The sequence below is a fragment of the Rhodococcus sp. IEGM 1306 genome, from assembly GCF_036541985.1.
Taxonomy (GTDB): domain Bacteria; phylum Actinomycetota; class Actinomycetes; order Mycobacteriales; family Mycobacteriaceae; genus Rhodococcus_F; species Rhodococcus_F qingshengii.
Genome location: NZ_JAZHFF010000027.1, coordinates 1 through 16664, shown reverse-complemented (window position 1 = coordinate 16664; position 16664 = coordinate 1). Strand labels below are relative to the sequence as shown.

At 60.6% G+C, this 16664-nt stretch carries 16 protein-coding genes and 1 other annotated feature; of the genes, 3 read left to right on the top strand and 13 right to left on the bottom strand.

Features of this window, described 5'->3' with window-relative positions:
- Positions 1–441 precede the first annotated feature (441 nt).
- The 10 genes from V3587_RS30765 to V3587_RS30145 all read right to left on the bottom strand — a co-directional run bounded on the left by V3587_RS30765 (position 442) and on the right by V3587_RS30145 (position 12997).
- Complete coding sequence (locus V3587_RS30765; RefSeq protein ID WP_305088227.1) at positions 442–789, bottom strand: cold shock domain-containing protein; 348 nt, start codon at positions 787–789, stop codon at positions 442–444.
- Complete coding sequence (locus V3587_RS30185; RefSeq protein ID WP_283377664.1) at positions 789–1244, bottom strand: SPW repeat protein; 456 nt, start codon at positions 1242–1244, stop codon at positions 789–791. Before V3587_RS30185 ends, V3587_RS30765 begins: the two co-directional genes overlap by 1 nt.
- Positions 1245–1424: 180 nt before the next feature.
- Entirely contained in the window at positions 1425–2594 is a 1170-nt protein-coding gene (locus tag V3587_RS30180; RefSeq protein ID WP_283377665.1) for a zinc-dependent alcohol dehydrogenase, read from the bottom strand.
- 15 nt (positions 2595–2609) lie between these two features.
- Positions 2610–3140 (bottom strand): hypothetical protein, encoded by a 531-nt coding sequence (locus V3587_RS30175; protein WP_283377666.1) that lies wholly within the window; start codon positions 3138–3140, stop codon positions 2610–2612.
- Between the two features lie 636 nt (positions 3141–3776).
- Positions 3777–3923 (bottom strand): hypothetical protein, encoded by a 147-nt coding sequence (locus V3587_RS30170; RefSeq protein ID WP_283377667.1) that lies wholly within the window; start codon positions 3921–3923, stop codon positions 3777–3779.
- A 298-nt stretch (positions 3924–4221) separates the two neighbouring features.
- The gene (locus tag V3587_RS30165; RefSeq protein WP_283377668.1) at positions 4222–5253 is read right to left on the bottom strand and encodes a beta-ketoacyl-ACP synthase III; all 1032 of its coding nucleotides are present in this window, start codon (positions 5251–5253) and stop codon (positions 4222–4224) included.
- 2315 nt (positions 5254–7568) lie between these two features.
- Positions 7569–8213, bottom strand: a complete 645-nt coding sequence (locus tag V3587_RS30160; protein ID WP_283377672.1) for a GAF and ANTAR domain-containing protein — start codon at positions 8211–8213, stop codon at positions 7569–7571.
- A 1564-nt stretch (positions 8214–9777) separates the two neighbouring features.
- On the bottom strand, positions 9778–10476 hold the full coding sequence (locus V3587_RS30155; RefSeq protein WP_283377669.1) for a hypothetical protein: 699 nt from the start codon (positions 10474–10476) through the stop codon (positions 9778–9780).
- Between the two features lie 58 nt (positions 10477–10534).
- Entirely contained in the window at positions 10535–11326 is a 792-nt protein-coding gene (locus V3587_RS30150; protein WP_283377670.1) for a GAF and ANTAR domain-containing protein, read from the bottom strand.
- A 436-nt stretch (positions 11327–11762) separates the two neighbouring features.
- Positions 11763–12997, bottom strand: a protein-coding gene (locus tag V3587_RS30145; protein ID WP_372436780.1) for an IS3 family transposase whose coding sequence is annotated in 2 segments (ribosomal slippage) — positions 11763–12709 and positions 12709–12997 — 1236 coding nt in all. Because the reading frame shifts where the segments join, the coding sequence is not laid out codon by codon here.
- Positions 12591–12719, bottom strand: a sequence feature (AL1L pseudoknot). Its footprint overlaps the gene before it by 129 nt.
- A gap of 149 nt (positions 12998–13146) precedes the next feature.
- Between V3587_RS30145 and V3587_RS30140 the strand changes: the two genes are divergently transcribed.
- Positions 13147–13410 (top strand): ANTAR domain-containing protein, encoded by a 264-nt coding sequence (locus V3587_RS30140; protein WP_283377671.1) that lies wholly within the window; start codon positions 13147–13149, stop codon positions 13408–13410.
- 134 nt (positions 13411–13544) lie between these two features.
- On the top strand, positions 13545–13973 hold the full coding sequence (locus V3587_RS30135) for an ATP-binding protein (RefSeq protein WP_019749549.1): 429 nt from the start codon (positions 13545–13547) through the stop codon (positions 13971–13973).
- Positions 13974–14113: 140 nt separating this feature from the next.
- Here the strand turns inward: V3587_RS30135 and V3587_RS30130 are convergent, their stop codons facing one another.
- Together V3587_RS30130 and V3587_RS30125 are read right to left on the bottom strand one after the other, a co-directional pair.
- Positions 14114–14905, bottom strand: a complete 792-nt coding sequence (locus tag V3587_RS30130; protein WP_029256707.1) for a SigB/SigF/SigG family RNA polymerase sigma factor — start codon at positions 14903–14905, stop codon at positions 14114–14116.
- A gap of 133 nt (positions 14906–15038) precedes the next feature.
- Positions 15039–15176, bottom strand: a complete 138-nt coding sequence (locus V3587_RS30125; protein ID WP_019749547.1) for a hypothetical protein — start codon at positions 15174–15176, stop codon at positions 15039–15041.
- A gap of 376 nt (positions 15177–15552) precedes the next feature.
- On the opposite strand from V3587_RS30125, the gene V3587_RS30120 reads away from it, so the two are divergent.
- Positions 15553–15852, top strand: coding sequence for a MerR family transcriptional regulator (locus tag V3587_RS30120; RefSeq protein ID WP_051119175.1), 300 nt, complete (start codon positions 15553–15555; stop codon positions 15850–15852).
- On the opposite strand, the gene V3587_RS30115 is transcribed toward V3587_RS30120, so the two are convergent.
- Complete coding sequence (locus tag V3587_RS30115; RefSeq protein WP_058037999.1) at positions 15831–16205, bottom strand: hypothetical protein; 375 nt, start codon at positions 16203–16205, stop codon at positions 15831–15833. The two genes, V3587_RS30120 and V3587_RS30115, sit on opposite strands and share 22 nt — an antisense overlap.
- Positions 16206–16664 lie beyond the last annotated feature (459 nt).

Genomic DNA, 16664 nt, shown 5'->3' with positions numbered 1-16664 from the left:
TCCCACCAACATGATCCGCGCAAGTGCGGCCGAATGCTGTTGATTCCCAGTTGCGTTCAGTTAAGTTGACAGAGCCGCCCACAGTGCCGGAGCACCGCGGGCGTGCGAAGTCCGCGCACTGAAGGAATGCCTTGGCGCCCAATCAGTTCGATTCTGAAAAGGACGAGGTGCGAGCTTTTCGGCGCAACCTATCGCCCAACCGAGGTAGGAAGAAACTGATTTTTTTCCGAGCCGCGATTCGCAACAATGCCGCCCCCTCGGGAGTTAGTGAGATGTCAGGGGGATCGACGCGAATCGTCCGTTCGAATCTATTCAGTTCTGACGCTATGTGATTCGCTCTGTCGCTGTGTCGGCATCGCCGTCGGGGTAGTCAGTTTGTGCTGCCTCGGTGCGGTACGTCGCTCGTGTTTTCGCCCAGATGGCGTACGGTTGCTGCCTTACCTACCGCGGACGTGGGAAAGTGCATCTGAGCGGCCTCATCCGGTGCGGATGACTACTGTGACCTGACCCGGCGACATCTGCGATGCGGACATTGCGTGCCTGCGGTGGGTGCACGGACCGATCATGTTCGTAAGTGACGACGTCACCGTCTTGCAGGGAATGGTAGATACCGCTTCCGGCAATCTCGGTGAAGTGCACGAAGACGCTCGGGCCGCCTTCGTCGGGCAGAATGAACCCGAATCCGTGTTCGAAGTTGAACCACTCGACGAGACCACGCTTCACTTCTCTGGCACGTAAATCGCCCGTACAGGACCCTTCTGTGCCAGAGATTCTCGTATCGACGGTCATCACGGTTCCTCTCCCGGGCCGCGTCGCTGACGACCGCGGCCCATACCAAGCGCGGCGGTAGCGAGTCCTAGAACGCAGACGAGTGCTCCTACAACCACATTCGACCAGATCAGGGAAGTGCTCGTAGCGACGCCCGCCACAAGCCACGGAGAGACAATCAGCCAGATCCCGAGTAGTGGGGCAACGAATGTCATGCCGTGGGTGCGGCCGTACGCGGATCCGAACGCCACTGCCAGCAATCCGATCGCAGCACCACATATCAAGTTCGTGGCGGTCAGATTGGTTTGTGCGGTGAAGCCGATGATCCATGCGGACGCCGCTGCGTAGAGTCCAGTGGGCAACATCAGCCCCTCCACCATCTGAGTGGTTGGTTGTTGGGCCGCTCGGTCGTAGCGCTCCCGCATTGCCATGATGTCGGGGTGAGTGTGCATTGGAGCGCGGATTGATGATGACATGGGAATTCAACTCCTCGACGAAGCGGAAGGCGCTGCCCCTTCCGATCCGTATGTGCGTTTCTGGGGCACAGGCACTTTCGGAACCGATGAGTGCCCTGAGCCATCAGACACGTACCCAGTCCTCCGTTGATCAATGCACTATCGGCGAAAAAATCGAGAAGTATTCGGTGTGCGCTGGAGTCACGGTCGGAAGACGGCACGCACGCATCCGTCCTTTTTCTCCTTGAACAGTTCGTAACCGCGGACGGCATCGGCGAGTGGCATGTCATGGGTGATCAAGACTGATGGGTCGAGGTCTCCTTGCAGTACGTAATCGAACATGCGCGGCATATATCGCTGCCCATGTTGTTGCGCCGAACGCAATGTCAGACTCTTGTTCGTGATCAGACCCATCGGAAACTTGTCGGTGAGGCCGTAAACGCCGAGGACCGACACGACGCCGCCCTTCCTGCACGCGAGAACAGCTTGGCGGAGCGAAGTAGCGCGGTCGGTTTCCAGACGCAACAGTTGTTTGGCCCGGTCGTAAAGTTGTTGAACCCCTGTACCGTGGCCTTCCATACCCACAGCGTCGATGCACGAGTCGGGGCCGCGTCCACCCGTCGCTTCACGTAAGGCCTCCCGCACACTGTCGACACGCGAGTAGTCGATAGTTTCGGCACCAACGACGTTGCGCGCCAGCTGAAGCCGCTCTGGAAACCGGTCGATGACAATTACGCGTTCTGCACCGAGCAGACGCGCACTATGGGCAGCCATCACTCCGACACCGCCGCTACCCCAGACGGCAACGGTGTCACCGGGCGAGATATCACAGAATTCCGCACCCATCAGTCCTGTGGGAACTGCGTCCGAAAGGAACAACGCCTGCTCGTCGGTGATGCCCTCCGGAACTGCAAAACAATTGACATCACCGAACGGTACGCGGATGTATTCGGCATGGGACCCTTGGTATCCGCCGAACGGGTGTGTGTAGCCGTAGATTCCGCCAGTGGGAAAGCCGAAGACCGGTTGCTGTAACTCGGCATTGGGATTGGTGGTATCGCACACCGAATACAAGTCGCGGTCGCAGTACCAGCACGATTTACAGCCGATGAACGAGGGCACGACGACGCGGGCACCGACGCTTGTCTGGGTCACCTCCGAGCCTGTCTCGATTACCTCACCCATGAACTCGTGTCCGAAGACGTCGCCTTCCTTCATTCCCGGCAGGTAGCCATTGATGAAGTGCAGATCGGATCCACAAGTCGTGGTAAGCCGCACTTGGACAATGACGTCGTGGGGATTGGTTATCCGCGGATCGTCCACCGTTTCCACGGCGAGATCGTTGACCCCGTTCCAGCACAGTGCGCGCATGAAGACCTCCTCCGATCAGTGAGCACCTTTGCGGGCACTTGGATTGTTGGAGAGCGTGGGGGCCTCGCCGGTCTGCAACAGCGCGCGGGCTCGATAGAGCACTTTGAACAGCACTGTTTGGGTGAATAGGTCCGGAAACGGCATGTCGGCCTTCAGGGTGACTTCTGTGCCCATATCAACTGGAGCCGAGCGATACCTGACGACCACGGTAGCGTCGTTACTACTGTCCGAGTTCGCGTCATCACCACTGACCGCGACGAACCGTAACTCGCCGTCAGCGGTGTGAAGTCGCGTACGCCACGTGTGTACCTCACCGGCGCCGATTGACAGCGTCCACACGAAGATTTCGTTCTCAGGCGAGCTGACAGTTGCAACATCGCCAAAGACCTGCGACAGCCTCTCGGGATCTCGCCAGAATCTTTCCATGTCGTCACTGCCGACGCTGATGGTCACGGTCTGCGAGCTCATACCTCTGCGCCCATCGTGCCTGAGACCCTTGACCACACGCGCGGCAAGTTGTTTCCTCACGTTGTAGAGAATGCCCATCGCCCCTCCCATAGCGGACTGCGTCCCATTGTTCGGCAGTACCCGATCGTCGGCAATGAAAACGGCATCATCTGCGCTGTCGGCACGCCGTCGTATCCGGACTGAGAGGGGCTATGAGGATGGTTCGTGTCCACTGGACGCCACCCACTTATCGTCGCCAGACGCGAAACATCGCGGCTCTGATGTCCCGGCCACCCGCTCTGCACGTGGCCGGACCGATCAACAGAAAAGATCTCGACCATGTGGACTACGAAATCCTGTAGGAGCGTGAACACATCTAGGAATCGATCATCACACCCGTTCAGCGAACCCGCCCGTGAGACGCCTTCGCCGTACGCCGCCCCTTCTCACAGTGCGTCGTCGTACCGCCGCCATCGTCGCTCATGGGCCCACCAATTCGAGCGTTGCGCGAACAGGCGATTGAGTGGCTCCACAGATCTGAACGCGGCATAGATGTGGAACCCCAACCGTCCGATGCCGGCCGGGTTCCACGGGGTGAGACGTCCCCGTGTTGAGCACACAGCACGGGGACCCATTTTCCGCGCCGGGCTCCTTGTTCGACCCCGCGTCTACACCCTGAAACAGTCCGTTAGGTTTGGCCTGCGGAGTATGTGAACCGTTACCACCGAATCACTTTCAGCGCTGCGCGATCACGCGGAGCGTCGAACGCGACCAGATCTCCGCCCAAGCTTGGCGCACTCGACGCCGTAGGCGGAAGCCCTGACCGGACGCTCCGACGGTCCCCCTCACTCCGGCGGCATGCACCGTCTTTCCACGCGCCACGGAAGTCGAAACCTTCCTCACCGGTGACCGATAGTCCAACTGTGAGCCAGAACCAGCCCCTCCGACTTGACCCCAGCCGACGCGGTCGTCGCCTACGCGTCAATCGGCGGGCGTCACCCGAACAAGTTCACTCCACCATCTAACGCCTGAACACCAGACCTTGACGCCGTCAAGAAATTGTTCACCGTCGTAGTTGTGTGCGTCGGCCCGGTCCCAGTTGGTTTCTTGTTGGGCCACCGCGAGGACGGCGGGCATAAGGCCCTCGACGGGTCGTCGCCGGATCGCCAAATCTGCTGGATTACGCCAAAGGTGGTAGGCGAACGACTTGTCCCGCATAAGCCAGGCCGGCACCGAATCCGAGCAGCAGCGCCATGTCGCCGTGTCGGGCCTCGCCTGCACGGAGAAGTTGTTCCATGGCCATGGGAATCGATGCCGCGCTGGTGTTGCCGCTTTCGACGATGTCTCGGGCCACAGCGATGGTGTCGGGCAGACCCAACGTCCGCACGAGCGCGTCGGTAATGCGACTGTTGGCTTGGTGTGGAACGAACGCATCGAGGTCGCTAGCTGTAATTCCAGCTCTGTCCAGTGCGTCGCGGCAGGCCTTCTCCAAAAATGTTATCGCCCAGCGAAATACGGCCTGGCCATTCATTCGAATATAGGGCCGTTCACTGCGCTCGCCGGAAACCTCGGCCGCAGCAACCTCGGCGAAGTACTCGGTGAAGTCCTTGTCCTGCTTGATTGCAGAGGTCTGACTTCCATCCGAACCCCAAGCGACCGGGCCGATCCCCTCGGACTCGGACGGGCCGACCACCACCGCTCCAGCCCCGTCCGCGAAAATGAAGGCACAGGTTCGGTCGGTCGGATCGAGCAGATCGGAAAGCCGTTCCACTCCGATCACCAGCACATGACCTGCCTGCCCCGCCCGGACGAGGGCTGCGGCATTACCGAGCGCGTAGCAAAAACCTGCACAACCGGCTGAGACGTCGAAAGCTGCAGTGTCGTGCAATCCTAATTCGGTCGCCACGACCGCGCCTGCGGATGGCCCCAGCACCATTTGCGACGATGTCGCCAGTACGACTGCATCGATCTGTTCGGCGGCGATACCGGCGGCGGCGAGAGCGCTGCGAGCGGCGCTGACGCTCATCGTCACGATGGTCTCGTCCGGTTCCGCCCACCCCCGCGCTGCAATTCCCGACCGGGTGCGGATCCATTCGTCGGAAGAGTCGATACGATCGACGATTTCGGAATTGGGGACACTGCGTCGGGGCCGGTAGACGCCCAGCCCCAGGAGGGCTGTGTGAGCAACGGAAGGCGCTGTGGAAATGAGCACGGAATCCTCTCCGGGGGGACCTGACGGTCCACGTCTCCTGCATCTAACATCAACAGAACTGCACACACAAACGCACGCGCCGCCAATACCCTCTTGTCGGGGGCACAAGCTCGCACTCACAGCCCTTACAATGGGCAACTCGACCTTTTGAGTAGGCGCCGGGACGTCAACTTTGAGTTGGTCTCGGAACATCAAGCACCGCTGTATCGTTCGAATTGCCAACCCACGTACCACCGCACGACTGAGGACGGCGCCACGACAGTTCTCGTGGACATTTCCTCCGGCCATTGGCGGCGGATGCACTTCCCTTACCGCATGAACGTAGGCATGCGGCCCGGTATCGCCCACAGTTTTGAGTCCAATTCCTGCGTGATCGTGAATTCGTTCAGTCGAATGACGAGGTCACGATCAGCAGACACACGGGTTACCAACCTGAAGCCTCCATAGCCTCCATCGAAGCAAAGACCCGGGAGCGGGCGCACCCGTGGATCTTATTCCAGCACCGAATCGAATTCGCGAAGTATGTCGTAGAAATCTCGCAACGCACCGAGTTCGAATCTGGACATACCGACGCCGCCTGTTGCGATGAACCGAACATGACTGCGCACACTACGAGCCGGAAAAGAATTGAGATGCTCCCGTTGGACGACCCAGGGAAGAGGACTCTTGCCGTCGATCTCCGCACGAAAGAGAGTGCCTGTGACAAGAGACCGTGGTGTTGACGGTAGCGATGGACGGGGTCGAGGTGCAGTCATTGCGGATTCGCAGCCATAGTATGTCAACGGTTCGATTTGAGCTGGTTCGTCTTGAGTTCACAAAGCATTCTGTGCCCTGCCGGCGCCGAACACCGCTCTGTACCAGAAGCCTACTGTGCGAGTACGTGACGTCCACCACGATCAGTGTCACTGCCGCGATTCCTTGATCGGCGACATCGTGCAAGTAGGCCGCCGCCCATACCCAACTCAAAAAGAAAGTACGTCCACTTCCGGTGCCAGCGAACCCAGCAGGTAAGTACGTGGCCCTCAGCAGGCGGAACCGCCGCTGAGAATACCTCGGAGACTAGGACGGACGGCGGCTGAGCGCATTGATCCTGACTGCACCAAGTGTTCGGCGACGTGTTCCGCGAAGAGTGAATATTCACGATCGAGCCGCGTCCATCCCGTCGGACGCGGAAGGCACATCCCACCGATCACGCTCTCCTGCAACGAAATCTCTGCACACGTGAGATCGATCCCCGAACCGTCAGGCACCGGTTCCACCAGTAAGGTCCACGCGCTCACGAACGTCCTCGTGAACGCAAGAGTCCGGTCCTGAGACCGCGTTCAGTTCGTGGATGAACCGAACGAAAGAGTCGGAATCTACCGACGGGACTATCGACTTGCGACCTGCGGGTATCGACGAATCAACTGATCGTGCACGATCTTCAGCCTATGTCTCACCGTCATGAAACCTCCGCCGGAATCGCCTTCGCGAGCACCATGCGCCTGCACGATCGCTCAGGGAAGTGCCATCAACGAATCTCGGTCGGCAGAATTTCGGCACTCGCAATCTGTAGAGCCTCTCGACCCGCAAACTTCGGCTCACCATCAACGGGCGGTTACGCGCTGGAAGGGGTGCACGAATGCAACCAGGAATCCCGCCCACCGTCGGTCAAACCCCGCCGTTTGAAACCTCTCGCGCCGGCGGTGTGGACCTGCACCGTCAACACCAACAGCCACCGAACGACGACGTGTGCTCGTCAGTCTCGATCGACTCCTCACGCACCACCACCGACCCGCCGAGCGCGTCGAAATGTAGCACTGAGCTCACGGGGTCATGTCGGACCCACACGGCCACGGACAGTGGATGCCCCGGGGGGAAAATGTCTGAAACCAACTAGGTCTGCCCCGGTCTCTCCAGGTCGCGGACATCAGACACAGCCGCCCGAATCCGTGGCCCCGACACCTCCGCCGCTGCGAACGCCGTCTCGCCCGCATGCAGGTCAGTCATCGTATCCATGTCCTGCACCGCACCCTCGCGTACTCAGTAGAGATGAAGCAGACCATCGGCGGCCACGGCCTCGACGGAAATGAGGTTTGCGGTGACGTCAATGCGCCGAATCGGCAACCCGCCGAGAGTCGAGTCCGGTCACTTAGGTGGTGGTCTTTCAATTTCGGCTCAATCCTGCGCCGGCACAGCCTCGTTCAGGCTAGACCCTCGCACGCGTCGCGCGTCCGCGCCGGAAGATCCATTGCTGAACTACCACGCGGTTTCTCGGGTGGCATCGGGTAACACCCCAGTTTCCGAGTGCACAGGGCAGTGGCGTCGTTGCCTGGTCACCGCTTTGGGAGGGTGTCGACTATCTCGGTAGCCACGGACGCGAGTCGGAGGTTCAGGCGCTGAGACTGCTGCACCAGCAGCTCGAACGCGCGATCCTCCCCAATCCCGTGCAGCACCATCAACATTCCTTTCGCCCGTTCGATCACTCCCCGCGTCCGCATCGCGGCCTGCATGCCTTCGACCTCGCTCCTCCACATCTCCGCACGACGCGCATTCCACACCGCACCTTCGACCGCAGCCACGAACACTTGCAACAGCACCTCGTCGATCTCGCTGAACCCACGATCGCCCAACCCGTACAGATTCAGCGCTCCCACCTCGGACTCTCCGGTGAGCAACGGGACAGACAAGTAACTCGCCACGCCCATCCCCGCAACCTTTGCCGCGAATGCGGGCCATCGCTGCTCTGCATCCTCGATCCGCGCCCGCACTACCTTGCCAGTGCGCGCAGCTTCCAGGCACGGGCCTTCGTTCGCCCGGTATTGATGGGCTTCGACATCGAAAGCACGCTCTTCCGTACACGCGATTGTCTCCGGCTGCTTACCAGCGGCCGGCAGGATCGTCACCGCAGCCATGTCCGCGGCTAGCATTGTCGCCACGACCTGCTGGCACACCGATTGCAAAAAAACCGACAGTTGCATAGGCGTCCGCAGTAACGCCCCGAAACGCTCGAGCGCGGTAGCGATGTCGGCGGAATCGTAATCCAGCGACGCTCCGCCAGAGAGCGAAAAAGACCCGACACATGCAACAGAGGGGTCGTTCCGGTTCATCGTGGTCCTGTCTCGCAGGCACCATCCTGCGCGCACTCCAAAGGTGGCGGCGCTGGCTTCACCGTGGCTGCGATTTTACCGCCCACGGATGGATACGACGAAACCTGGTCCCTACTTACACCATTCGAATAGTCAGCCCGCGTCCACCTGGAAATATTTGTCCACGACGATGCCGCGGGTGAGATCTGTGATGAGGCGTTGCGACGAGAATGCTTCGGCGCGCACCGGATCAGCGTCTCCTCACACCGATCCCCACCGCATCACCGGCGCCACGCCGCGACTTGAACATTCCCACTGCGAACCACGGCATCGCCCGGTCGCGAAATCAAGTCATGTGCCGGATCGAGTTCGGCCAATGCCGCGCCCTCGGTCGAGTCTGCATAAAGTCGGTGCTGGATCCTTGCCCCGCTCCGGGGTCCACAGGCGCCCCCTGTATTTCAAGCACATCAGTCCTCGCTTGCTCCCGCTCTCTCGATGTCTTGGCCACCGCAGACGGCCGCCGGATCGTCCTCCGAGTCGTCGATCGGCCGGTCAGTGTGCATATAGCGACCGTGGACTGGCTCACCACGGTACGGGCACGCCGAAGTGCTTGGCGGTCCGGCAGCGTTGCACCCCAGCCTTTTCCAAGATGTCGTCGCAACTGCGATACGGTGGGCCAACGTGCCGATGTCGCGGTCCGCTGGTGGCGTCGACCGAGCCGTTGACGACCTCCACATCGCACTGCCCGCTCTCAGCGAGCTCACCGGGTGGGTAGCTAAGGCGGGGGCATAGTCGCCAAATACACGCAGTATGAAGGGATGTGGGCCCGTCATAGTCGAGAAGGTCCCCGCGGAGAAGGCGCCGCTGGCGCCGTTGACGTCCCATGGTCGGTGCGTAAGTCGAGAGGACTGTCGACCGGGGCGAGCTACATGTGTCGACTTGGATGAGCTCTTCTCCGCTGAAGTCGTGTTCGCAGTGAAAAATTGAACGAAGTCATCCACGTAGTGGTCCCGCCGCGCGGTCCCGACTGGCTACGATCGCGCGAAACGTCGTCGGTATCGACTTCAAACCCGCCACACGAACATCGACCTAGATCCCTGGATATCTGCCAGACTCATTGAAAGCGCTGTCGTGCAACGTGTTCCTTTTGAATCTCATACTCACATCGCTCTCCGAGCGAGGGAGCGGATTGACGGTTCGGTGATGCGCGGGATATGGCGTTGATGCGCTCGTTGGCCGCCCAGTCCACTCACCATGCCTTGACTTTCCATTGCTTCGTTGCGACTTGGATTCGCGTGAGTGCACGCGGGCGAAGTTTGTCCGTGGATGTTGGCAGACAGCGGGTTCCACCGCGCCGCCAACGATACAGTTCGAGGGCCTCGTGCTGGGCCGCATTACGGAAACTGCCAAGCAGAATCGATGGAACCTTCACTGCGCATACCGTGCACCACGCTCCTCACCGGTTGTCAGGGTTTGCCAACACCAACGCCGAATACGCGCCAGCGCTGATGCCTCGTCGCCGAGCGTTCTCTTCGAGCCGTGCGGTTGCGAGTTCGATCGAAAGACCCTCGAGTTCGGCAATCATGCCGACCGCCTGCTCCACTTCGCCGCGGACCGTGACCAACTTCTTCACAGCCACCGCCACGTGCGAGTGACGATCTTGGCGGCTGTCCGTGGACAACGTCAGGGCAGCCAAGTCTGCCATGGACTGCCCGTACGCATTACTGCGCGTGGCACTATCCCACGAATCGCGGGTGAAAACCACGAGTGTGCCGAATGATTTGCGGCCCAATCTCATCGGAAAGCAACGGCACCCACCGAGACCCCGTTCGAGCCCCGAGCGACCGAACTTCTGCCACCGCTCCCCCACGTCTGCGAAATTGTCGACCATCACAACCGCCCCGCTCTCGGCGCTGAGCGCGGCGGGGCCCGCTATAGCGAGAGTGCGGTCGGGAATAAAGTCTGCATTCGCCGACTCCACCAGCACATCGAGATAATCTGGCTCCCCGTTTCGCACGACGAGGACGCACCACACACCGCTCAGATCCTGTCTCGATCGTTCGACTATCGTCTCGAGCACACGAAGAGAATCGAAGTCGGTGGTGAGAAGATGAGTTACCTCGGCAATGCTCAATTGTATTGCGGAAGTGTTCATCCTGTGCTCCCATCTTGAAGTGCTGCTGACAAGTTGCGCGACGTCCCCGGAGGCGGTGTCATCCGTTTTCACTACCATGCGTGAAACGTGTGCGCCGATTCACGATATCTGCAGCGATCTCCCAGATCGGCCTTCCCGAGGAGTACGCGGCGGCTCGAAGCCGGGAAAGCGATTCGTCGATCGAGACACGAAGTTGGATGGCGATCATTCCGACTGCCTGATTCACTTCCGGTCGGTGAAAGGCGTTGACAAGCGTCCCGGTGTCGAAAGCGCCGATCAGAGGAAGTTCGGCCAGGAGCGCCACAGCAATGGCTGCTGCGGTTGCAGTGGCCAATTCGACCTGTTCTTCGTCAAGTGGCAGCGGAGCGAGGCGATACAGTTCGAGCACGCCGAAAACGTCACTTCCACCCTTCAGCGGAAACGCGAACACGGACCCGACCCCGGCTTTGTCTGCCTCACTGGCGAATCCTGGCCAGATGTCACGGTCGTAATCGCTGGATGTGTCGTTGCAGAATGTCGGACGCTGGGTGGTGAATGCGTCAACACACGGACCGTCGCCGCCGGTGAACTGGAGTTCGTCGAGGTGCTGGGCTACCGAGTCGGTCGCATACATCAGCTCACGCGAAGACGCGCTGTTCAGCACCGTGACAGCCGCGCCTTGAACGTCAGTCAGATGCAGACACTGTCGACACAGTTTCGCGGTCGTGGGCAGTTCGACCGCTGCGCGGCGGCCTCTCTCCCTATCGGCTTCGTTGGGAAATTCGGGTGTGTCCTGGCTTCCTCTCGGATCCGTATTCACAGGACGCACCTCCTCAGTTGCCTTCACGGGACAGAAACGGCGCCCGGTCATCCGATCCGGCGTAAAGTCGAGATTACCGAATAGAGGTACTTCTCAGGCGCGCGGCCGAGTCGGCCGCGTCGGTGCCACTTTTGGTTGGTGGACCACTTCCACCGCGCGGATCGGGCACGTACACCATGAACTTCGACAGTTCTCATCCGCGCGCGCGCCCGTCGGGTGCGCTCGAACGCGCGCGCGGTCGCGAGCCTAAACTCATCGATCGTCTCGAACGATCTCTCTCGACACCAGCGGGTTCGCCCGATCGGGTTGTGGAGTTGATGGCTCGATGCACGGTAGCGGCTGTGGATTTGGTTGTCGGTGTTGACCACGCCGGTGTGACAGCGTCCTTGGATAGTGAACCGTTCACCGTTGCCCCAACCGATGAACGTGTAGAGGACTTCGATCGCAAGCAATACCTTGTCAAGCCCCGGGATTAGTGGAGAGTCCGTTATCTGTTTTCCAGTAGTGGAATCTGTGCGAGGTTCGCAGCGTGCATCACCTCGAACTCGGCGGGTGGGACCTGACCCAGCTCGCCATGCAACCTGCGCTCGTTGAACCAGTCGACGTATTCGGCGACCGCGATCTCGACGTCGTTGATGCTGCGCCAGGGGCCTTTGTTACGGATCAGCTCGGCTTTGAACAGACTGTTGTATGCCTCGGCGAGTGCGTTATCGTACGAATCACCCCGTGCCCCAACGGAAGCCACCGCATCTGCTTCGGCTAGGCGGTCGGTGTAGCGAATCGCCCGATATTGCACTCCGCGGTCGCTATGGTGAATCAGACCCGACAAGTCAGCTCCCGCGCGGGTGCGCCGCCAGATCGCCATTTCCAACGCGTCGAGCGCGAGGTCGGTATACAGCGACGTCGCGACTTGCCAGCCGACGACCATCCGGGAGAAGACATCGATCACGAACGCCGCGTAGACCCAGCCGGCGAATGTTCTGCAATAGGTGATGTCGGCGACCCACAGCTGGTTCGGAGCGTCGGCGACGAACCTGCGCTCGACCAGATCTGCAGGACGATCCGTTTCGGCCTTCGGCCGTGTGGTGCGTGGACTCTTGCTCCGCACAACACCTTTCAGTCCTGCTTTCTTCATCAGTCGTTCCACCGTGCACCGGGCAACCGGTGTACCTTGTCGGCGCATCTCGGCATAGACCTTCCGGACGCCGTACACGCTGTAGTTGTCGTCGTGGATGGTGGCGATCTGGTCGCTCAATTCCCGATCACGTGTCGAACGGGCCGATTCCGGGCGGGTCTTGGCGGCGTAATAGGTGCTCGGCGCGATCGCGGCGTCGGTGTCTTTCAACGTATCGCAGATCGGCTGGACCCCGTGTTCACCCTTGTGTCGGTCGATGAATTCGACCTTCACCTGTGTGGGCGGTCCAACTCCGCCGCAAAGAAAGCCGAAGCCTGCCTCAAAATCGTGTTCGCTCGGCGTAGCTCTTTGACTTCACGTTCGAGTTCGGCGAGGCGCGATGAGTCGTCGCTCGTGGTGCCCGGGCGTAGGCCTTCGTCGACCTCGGCGCGTTTGACCCACGTCCGCAGCGCCTCGGGATGGACGCCGAGTTGGTCAGCGACGCGCTTGTAGGCACCGGTCCTGGTTGCAGGATTCTTGCGGGCGTCGACGGCCATCCGAGTCGCGCGCTCGCGCAGTTCGTCGGGGTACTTCCGTGGTGCGACCATGCGGATCATCCTTCCGGGTTTTGGATGTCTCCATCAAACCCGGGGCAGAACAGCCTCATGTCGCTGAGACGTTGGAAGCGCTCCGCACTTCCGGCGGCTCGTTCAGCAGCCGGCACCGCATCGTCGACACTAGAGGAACGACGCGCTCGGTGGCGATAGTCGGCGAACGACTGGTCGACGAGTCCGGCGAGATCATCGGCAGTTCCGGCTTCTACGTCGATGTCACCGAAACTATCGATGACACGGTCACGGAATCGGCGAACCGGGCATTCAACGTCCTCACCTGGCATTCGCAGGAAACACTCGTGAAAGTTCGTGATGTCGCAGAAAAGCTCCTCACGGGGCTGGCAACGGACTTCCACATGCCCGACGCCGTACCAACACACTCCGACCACGCCCTGCTGGGTCTCTGACAACGGCGTTAAGCTCGATGTTTGGCGGCACTTCAGTTGGGTAGCTGAGTGCTGATCATCCTTCTCGAATGCGGCTACCAAGATCCCACCAACGGGGTTGGCTGCATCCGATTAAGTACAGGAGCAAATCTCACGTGACGTCCTTCGCGCGGGCGATCGTTTCCCCGGTCGCCGTTTCACCTTCACTGTCCGTCTCTGCATCACCGGATCAACTGCCGGTGCTGCGATCGCTGGTGCGAACCGTGGCCGCGCACTATGCGCTCTCGTTGGACGCGTTGTCCGATCTCGTACTCGCCGCCGACGAAGCAGCGACCATCCTCATCGGCCACGCCCTCCCCTCCAGCACCCTGACGTGCACGTTCGGCGACGATACCGCCGCTGCGCAGGTGATCCTCTCTGCGGCAACAACGGGTCAGATCACCACGAGCACTTCGTCCTTCGGGTGGCGCGTCCTCGAGACCCTGGCCGACGAAGTGGTCCTCGAGGAGCTCCCGCCTACCGCACCCGAGGAGAAGTGGGCTGTGACAATCACACTGACCAAGGTCTTGCAGGCAGATTCTTGATCCCGCGCGCGGAGGAGGGCAACGAGTAAGCGCCGGCCACCGGACAGTTGGTGTTTCTCGTCGCCGTAACCGACGACGCGTCCGATCACGAGTTGCTTTGTACCGGGATCAACACGAGTCCACTTTTCTTGGCATCCAGCTCACGCTGCGACGGCGGCCTCGAGGGCTGCGAGGGACTGCGTCCGTCGGAGCGCTTTGAGCGATTGTGCAAGCAGTCGGGAGACATGCATTTGCGAGAGACCAACCTTCTCGGCAATTTCCGCTTGGGTCAGTTCACCGAAGAATCGGTAGAGCACGATTGCGCGTTCTCGTTGAGGAAGTGCGAGTAGTGCCGGTCGGAGCGTTTGTTGGTTGTCAATGCCTTCGAGGGCAGAGTCGAAGTCTCCCAAGGTGTCTGCGATCGTCCGTCCGTCGTTGACGGTTGCAGCATCGAGGGACGCAGCGTGATAGGAATCGCCGGCGGCGACGATCTCCGCGATCTCGGCAGGTTCCACTTCGAGTTCTTTTGCCAGTTCCGGCACGGTGGGTTCGCGTCCGAGGGCTTGGGTGAGGGAAGAGCGGGCCTTGTTGAGCGCGAGATAGTTTTCCTGCAACGAGCGCGGAACACGGACGTCCCAACCGCGGTCCCGGAAATGTTTGCGCACTTCACCCACCATCGTCGGAATCGCGAAGGCTAGGAAGTCTTTGCCCTTGGCGAGATCGAAGCGGTTCACCGCACTGACCAGACCGACGCTGGCGGCCTGTACGAGGTCCTCGTGGGCTTGTCCGCGACCGCGGTATCGCAAGGCGATGTTCCGGGTCAGTGGTAGACACGACTCGATGATCTGCGCGCGTAGACGCTCGCGGTGCTCGTCGTCGTTCGGTATTGAAGCCATCTGTTCGAAAAGGGCCGCAAGGTGCGTGTAGTCGGCGTCTCGCGTGTGGGTGCTCATGAGAATGCCAACCCCTTTCCCCTTGTCATCGCCCTGGCAGAGCGCCGAAGGACAGTGGCCCCTCGCTGAGGTGAAGACACCGTCGTGTTGTCGGAACGGCGTACAGATCGTGTTGCCGACATCGTCGTCTCCTTCATTTTCGGGTGTTGATCGGCAGAACGCTCCAGAAAACCATCGCCGCGGCCCGAGCGACCACAGGCCCACAGAGCGGCCCCAGCGCCGGGCAGGTGATGCCGTCGCCGCCGCGGGCGGTGGCCATGGCAGTGGTCATTCGCGCTCCCGAAGTGCAGGTGCTCCAGCATGCATCAAAGTAATTGACTGTCATAAATCTATATCAGCCGATGCAGATAAAAGGCAACAGTTGGAACAGTGATCGACCGACCGCAATACGACTTCCGGGCCCAGACGTGCCCACTTATGCACGAAACCAGCATGCGCGGAATCTTTTCGGCTCCTTTCCCGGCGAGATCGGGTTCGCACGTCAGATGAAATCTGTGGCGGCGGAGATCAGGTTTTAGGTGCGGGAGGGCGGGGGGACGACGCACCAACATGTTAAGGTCGAGAGATATTCGGCTGGGTTAAAGGAGAGTGCTGAGGCATTGAAGGATCCAGCGCACGCCCACCGAGGGGTCTACGGAATTTCCGTGATGTCGGAACTGTCCGGAGTCGGCCCACAGACATTGAGACTCTACGAACGTCGCGGACTGTTGACCCCCGCACGCACCAGTGGCGGGACGCGGCGTTACAGCGCGGCGGACCTCGACAAACTGCGCCGTATTACCGCGTTGATCGGCGACGGAATCAACTTGACCGGAATCGGTGTCATTCTCTCACTTGAAACCGAGAACGCGATCCTGGCTGAACGGATCGCTCAGCTGAGCGAAACGGCCGTGGACACACCACCGGAAGTCACGCCCGAGACTGTTCAGCCCAGTTCGCGGGTGTAACGAATGCTGCCGAATTCCGCGTCTGCAACGACGATGTTTCCGTCAGATTCAAGCTGTTCGACCGCGGAGTCGAATGCGTCGATGAGCCACGGCTTCTTCGCCTCGCCGAGCAGCGTGTCCGTACCGTCGTCGCCGGTTTGAAAGATACGCACCAACCAGGATTCGCTGGCGTCAGGTTCGTCCCATAGTCCTCGCGGAGCGTTCGTGGCCAGGACGTAGCGGTTGTACTCGAGGTCGACGCGAATAGCGTAGTGGCCGTCCACATTCACGACGTTGGCAGGTCGTTGGGACGCCGCGGCCAGTGCAGTCAATGCGTCGTCGTACATCTCGGAAAACTTCTTCGTGAGAGGCATGCCGTCCTACCCGTACTCGACACCGCCATGCACCGGGCACGGCGTACATACGATCAGTTGCCCGGCAACGACCGGAACTGAGATGCATCCTAACCCTGCGCAACTCACCCCATTGGGGGCATCCCACTCGGTGATCAACACCGATCGAGCCGAATGCCCGTATGGGTCCAAACACTGTCCGAAACTGGACACCGATCGCAAGACCAAGCTCGGCGTCGCTGACGCTGGGATACCCGAATGCGATCACATCGCCGGTGTGCCGTCGAAGACCACCTCGCCGGCTACGTCGACAACCTAACCATCCTCGCGGTGAGCGATGGCCTGACCCGGGTGGATCACGTGCTCGATGGCCGTCGAACGATCATGCCCCACAGCACCGCGGGGCGGTTTCAACCGGTCATCGCAACACGAGGTCGGTTTAGTTGGTAGTCAGTAGATCACGCAGGCGCTCGGCTGGGG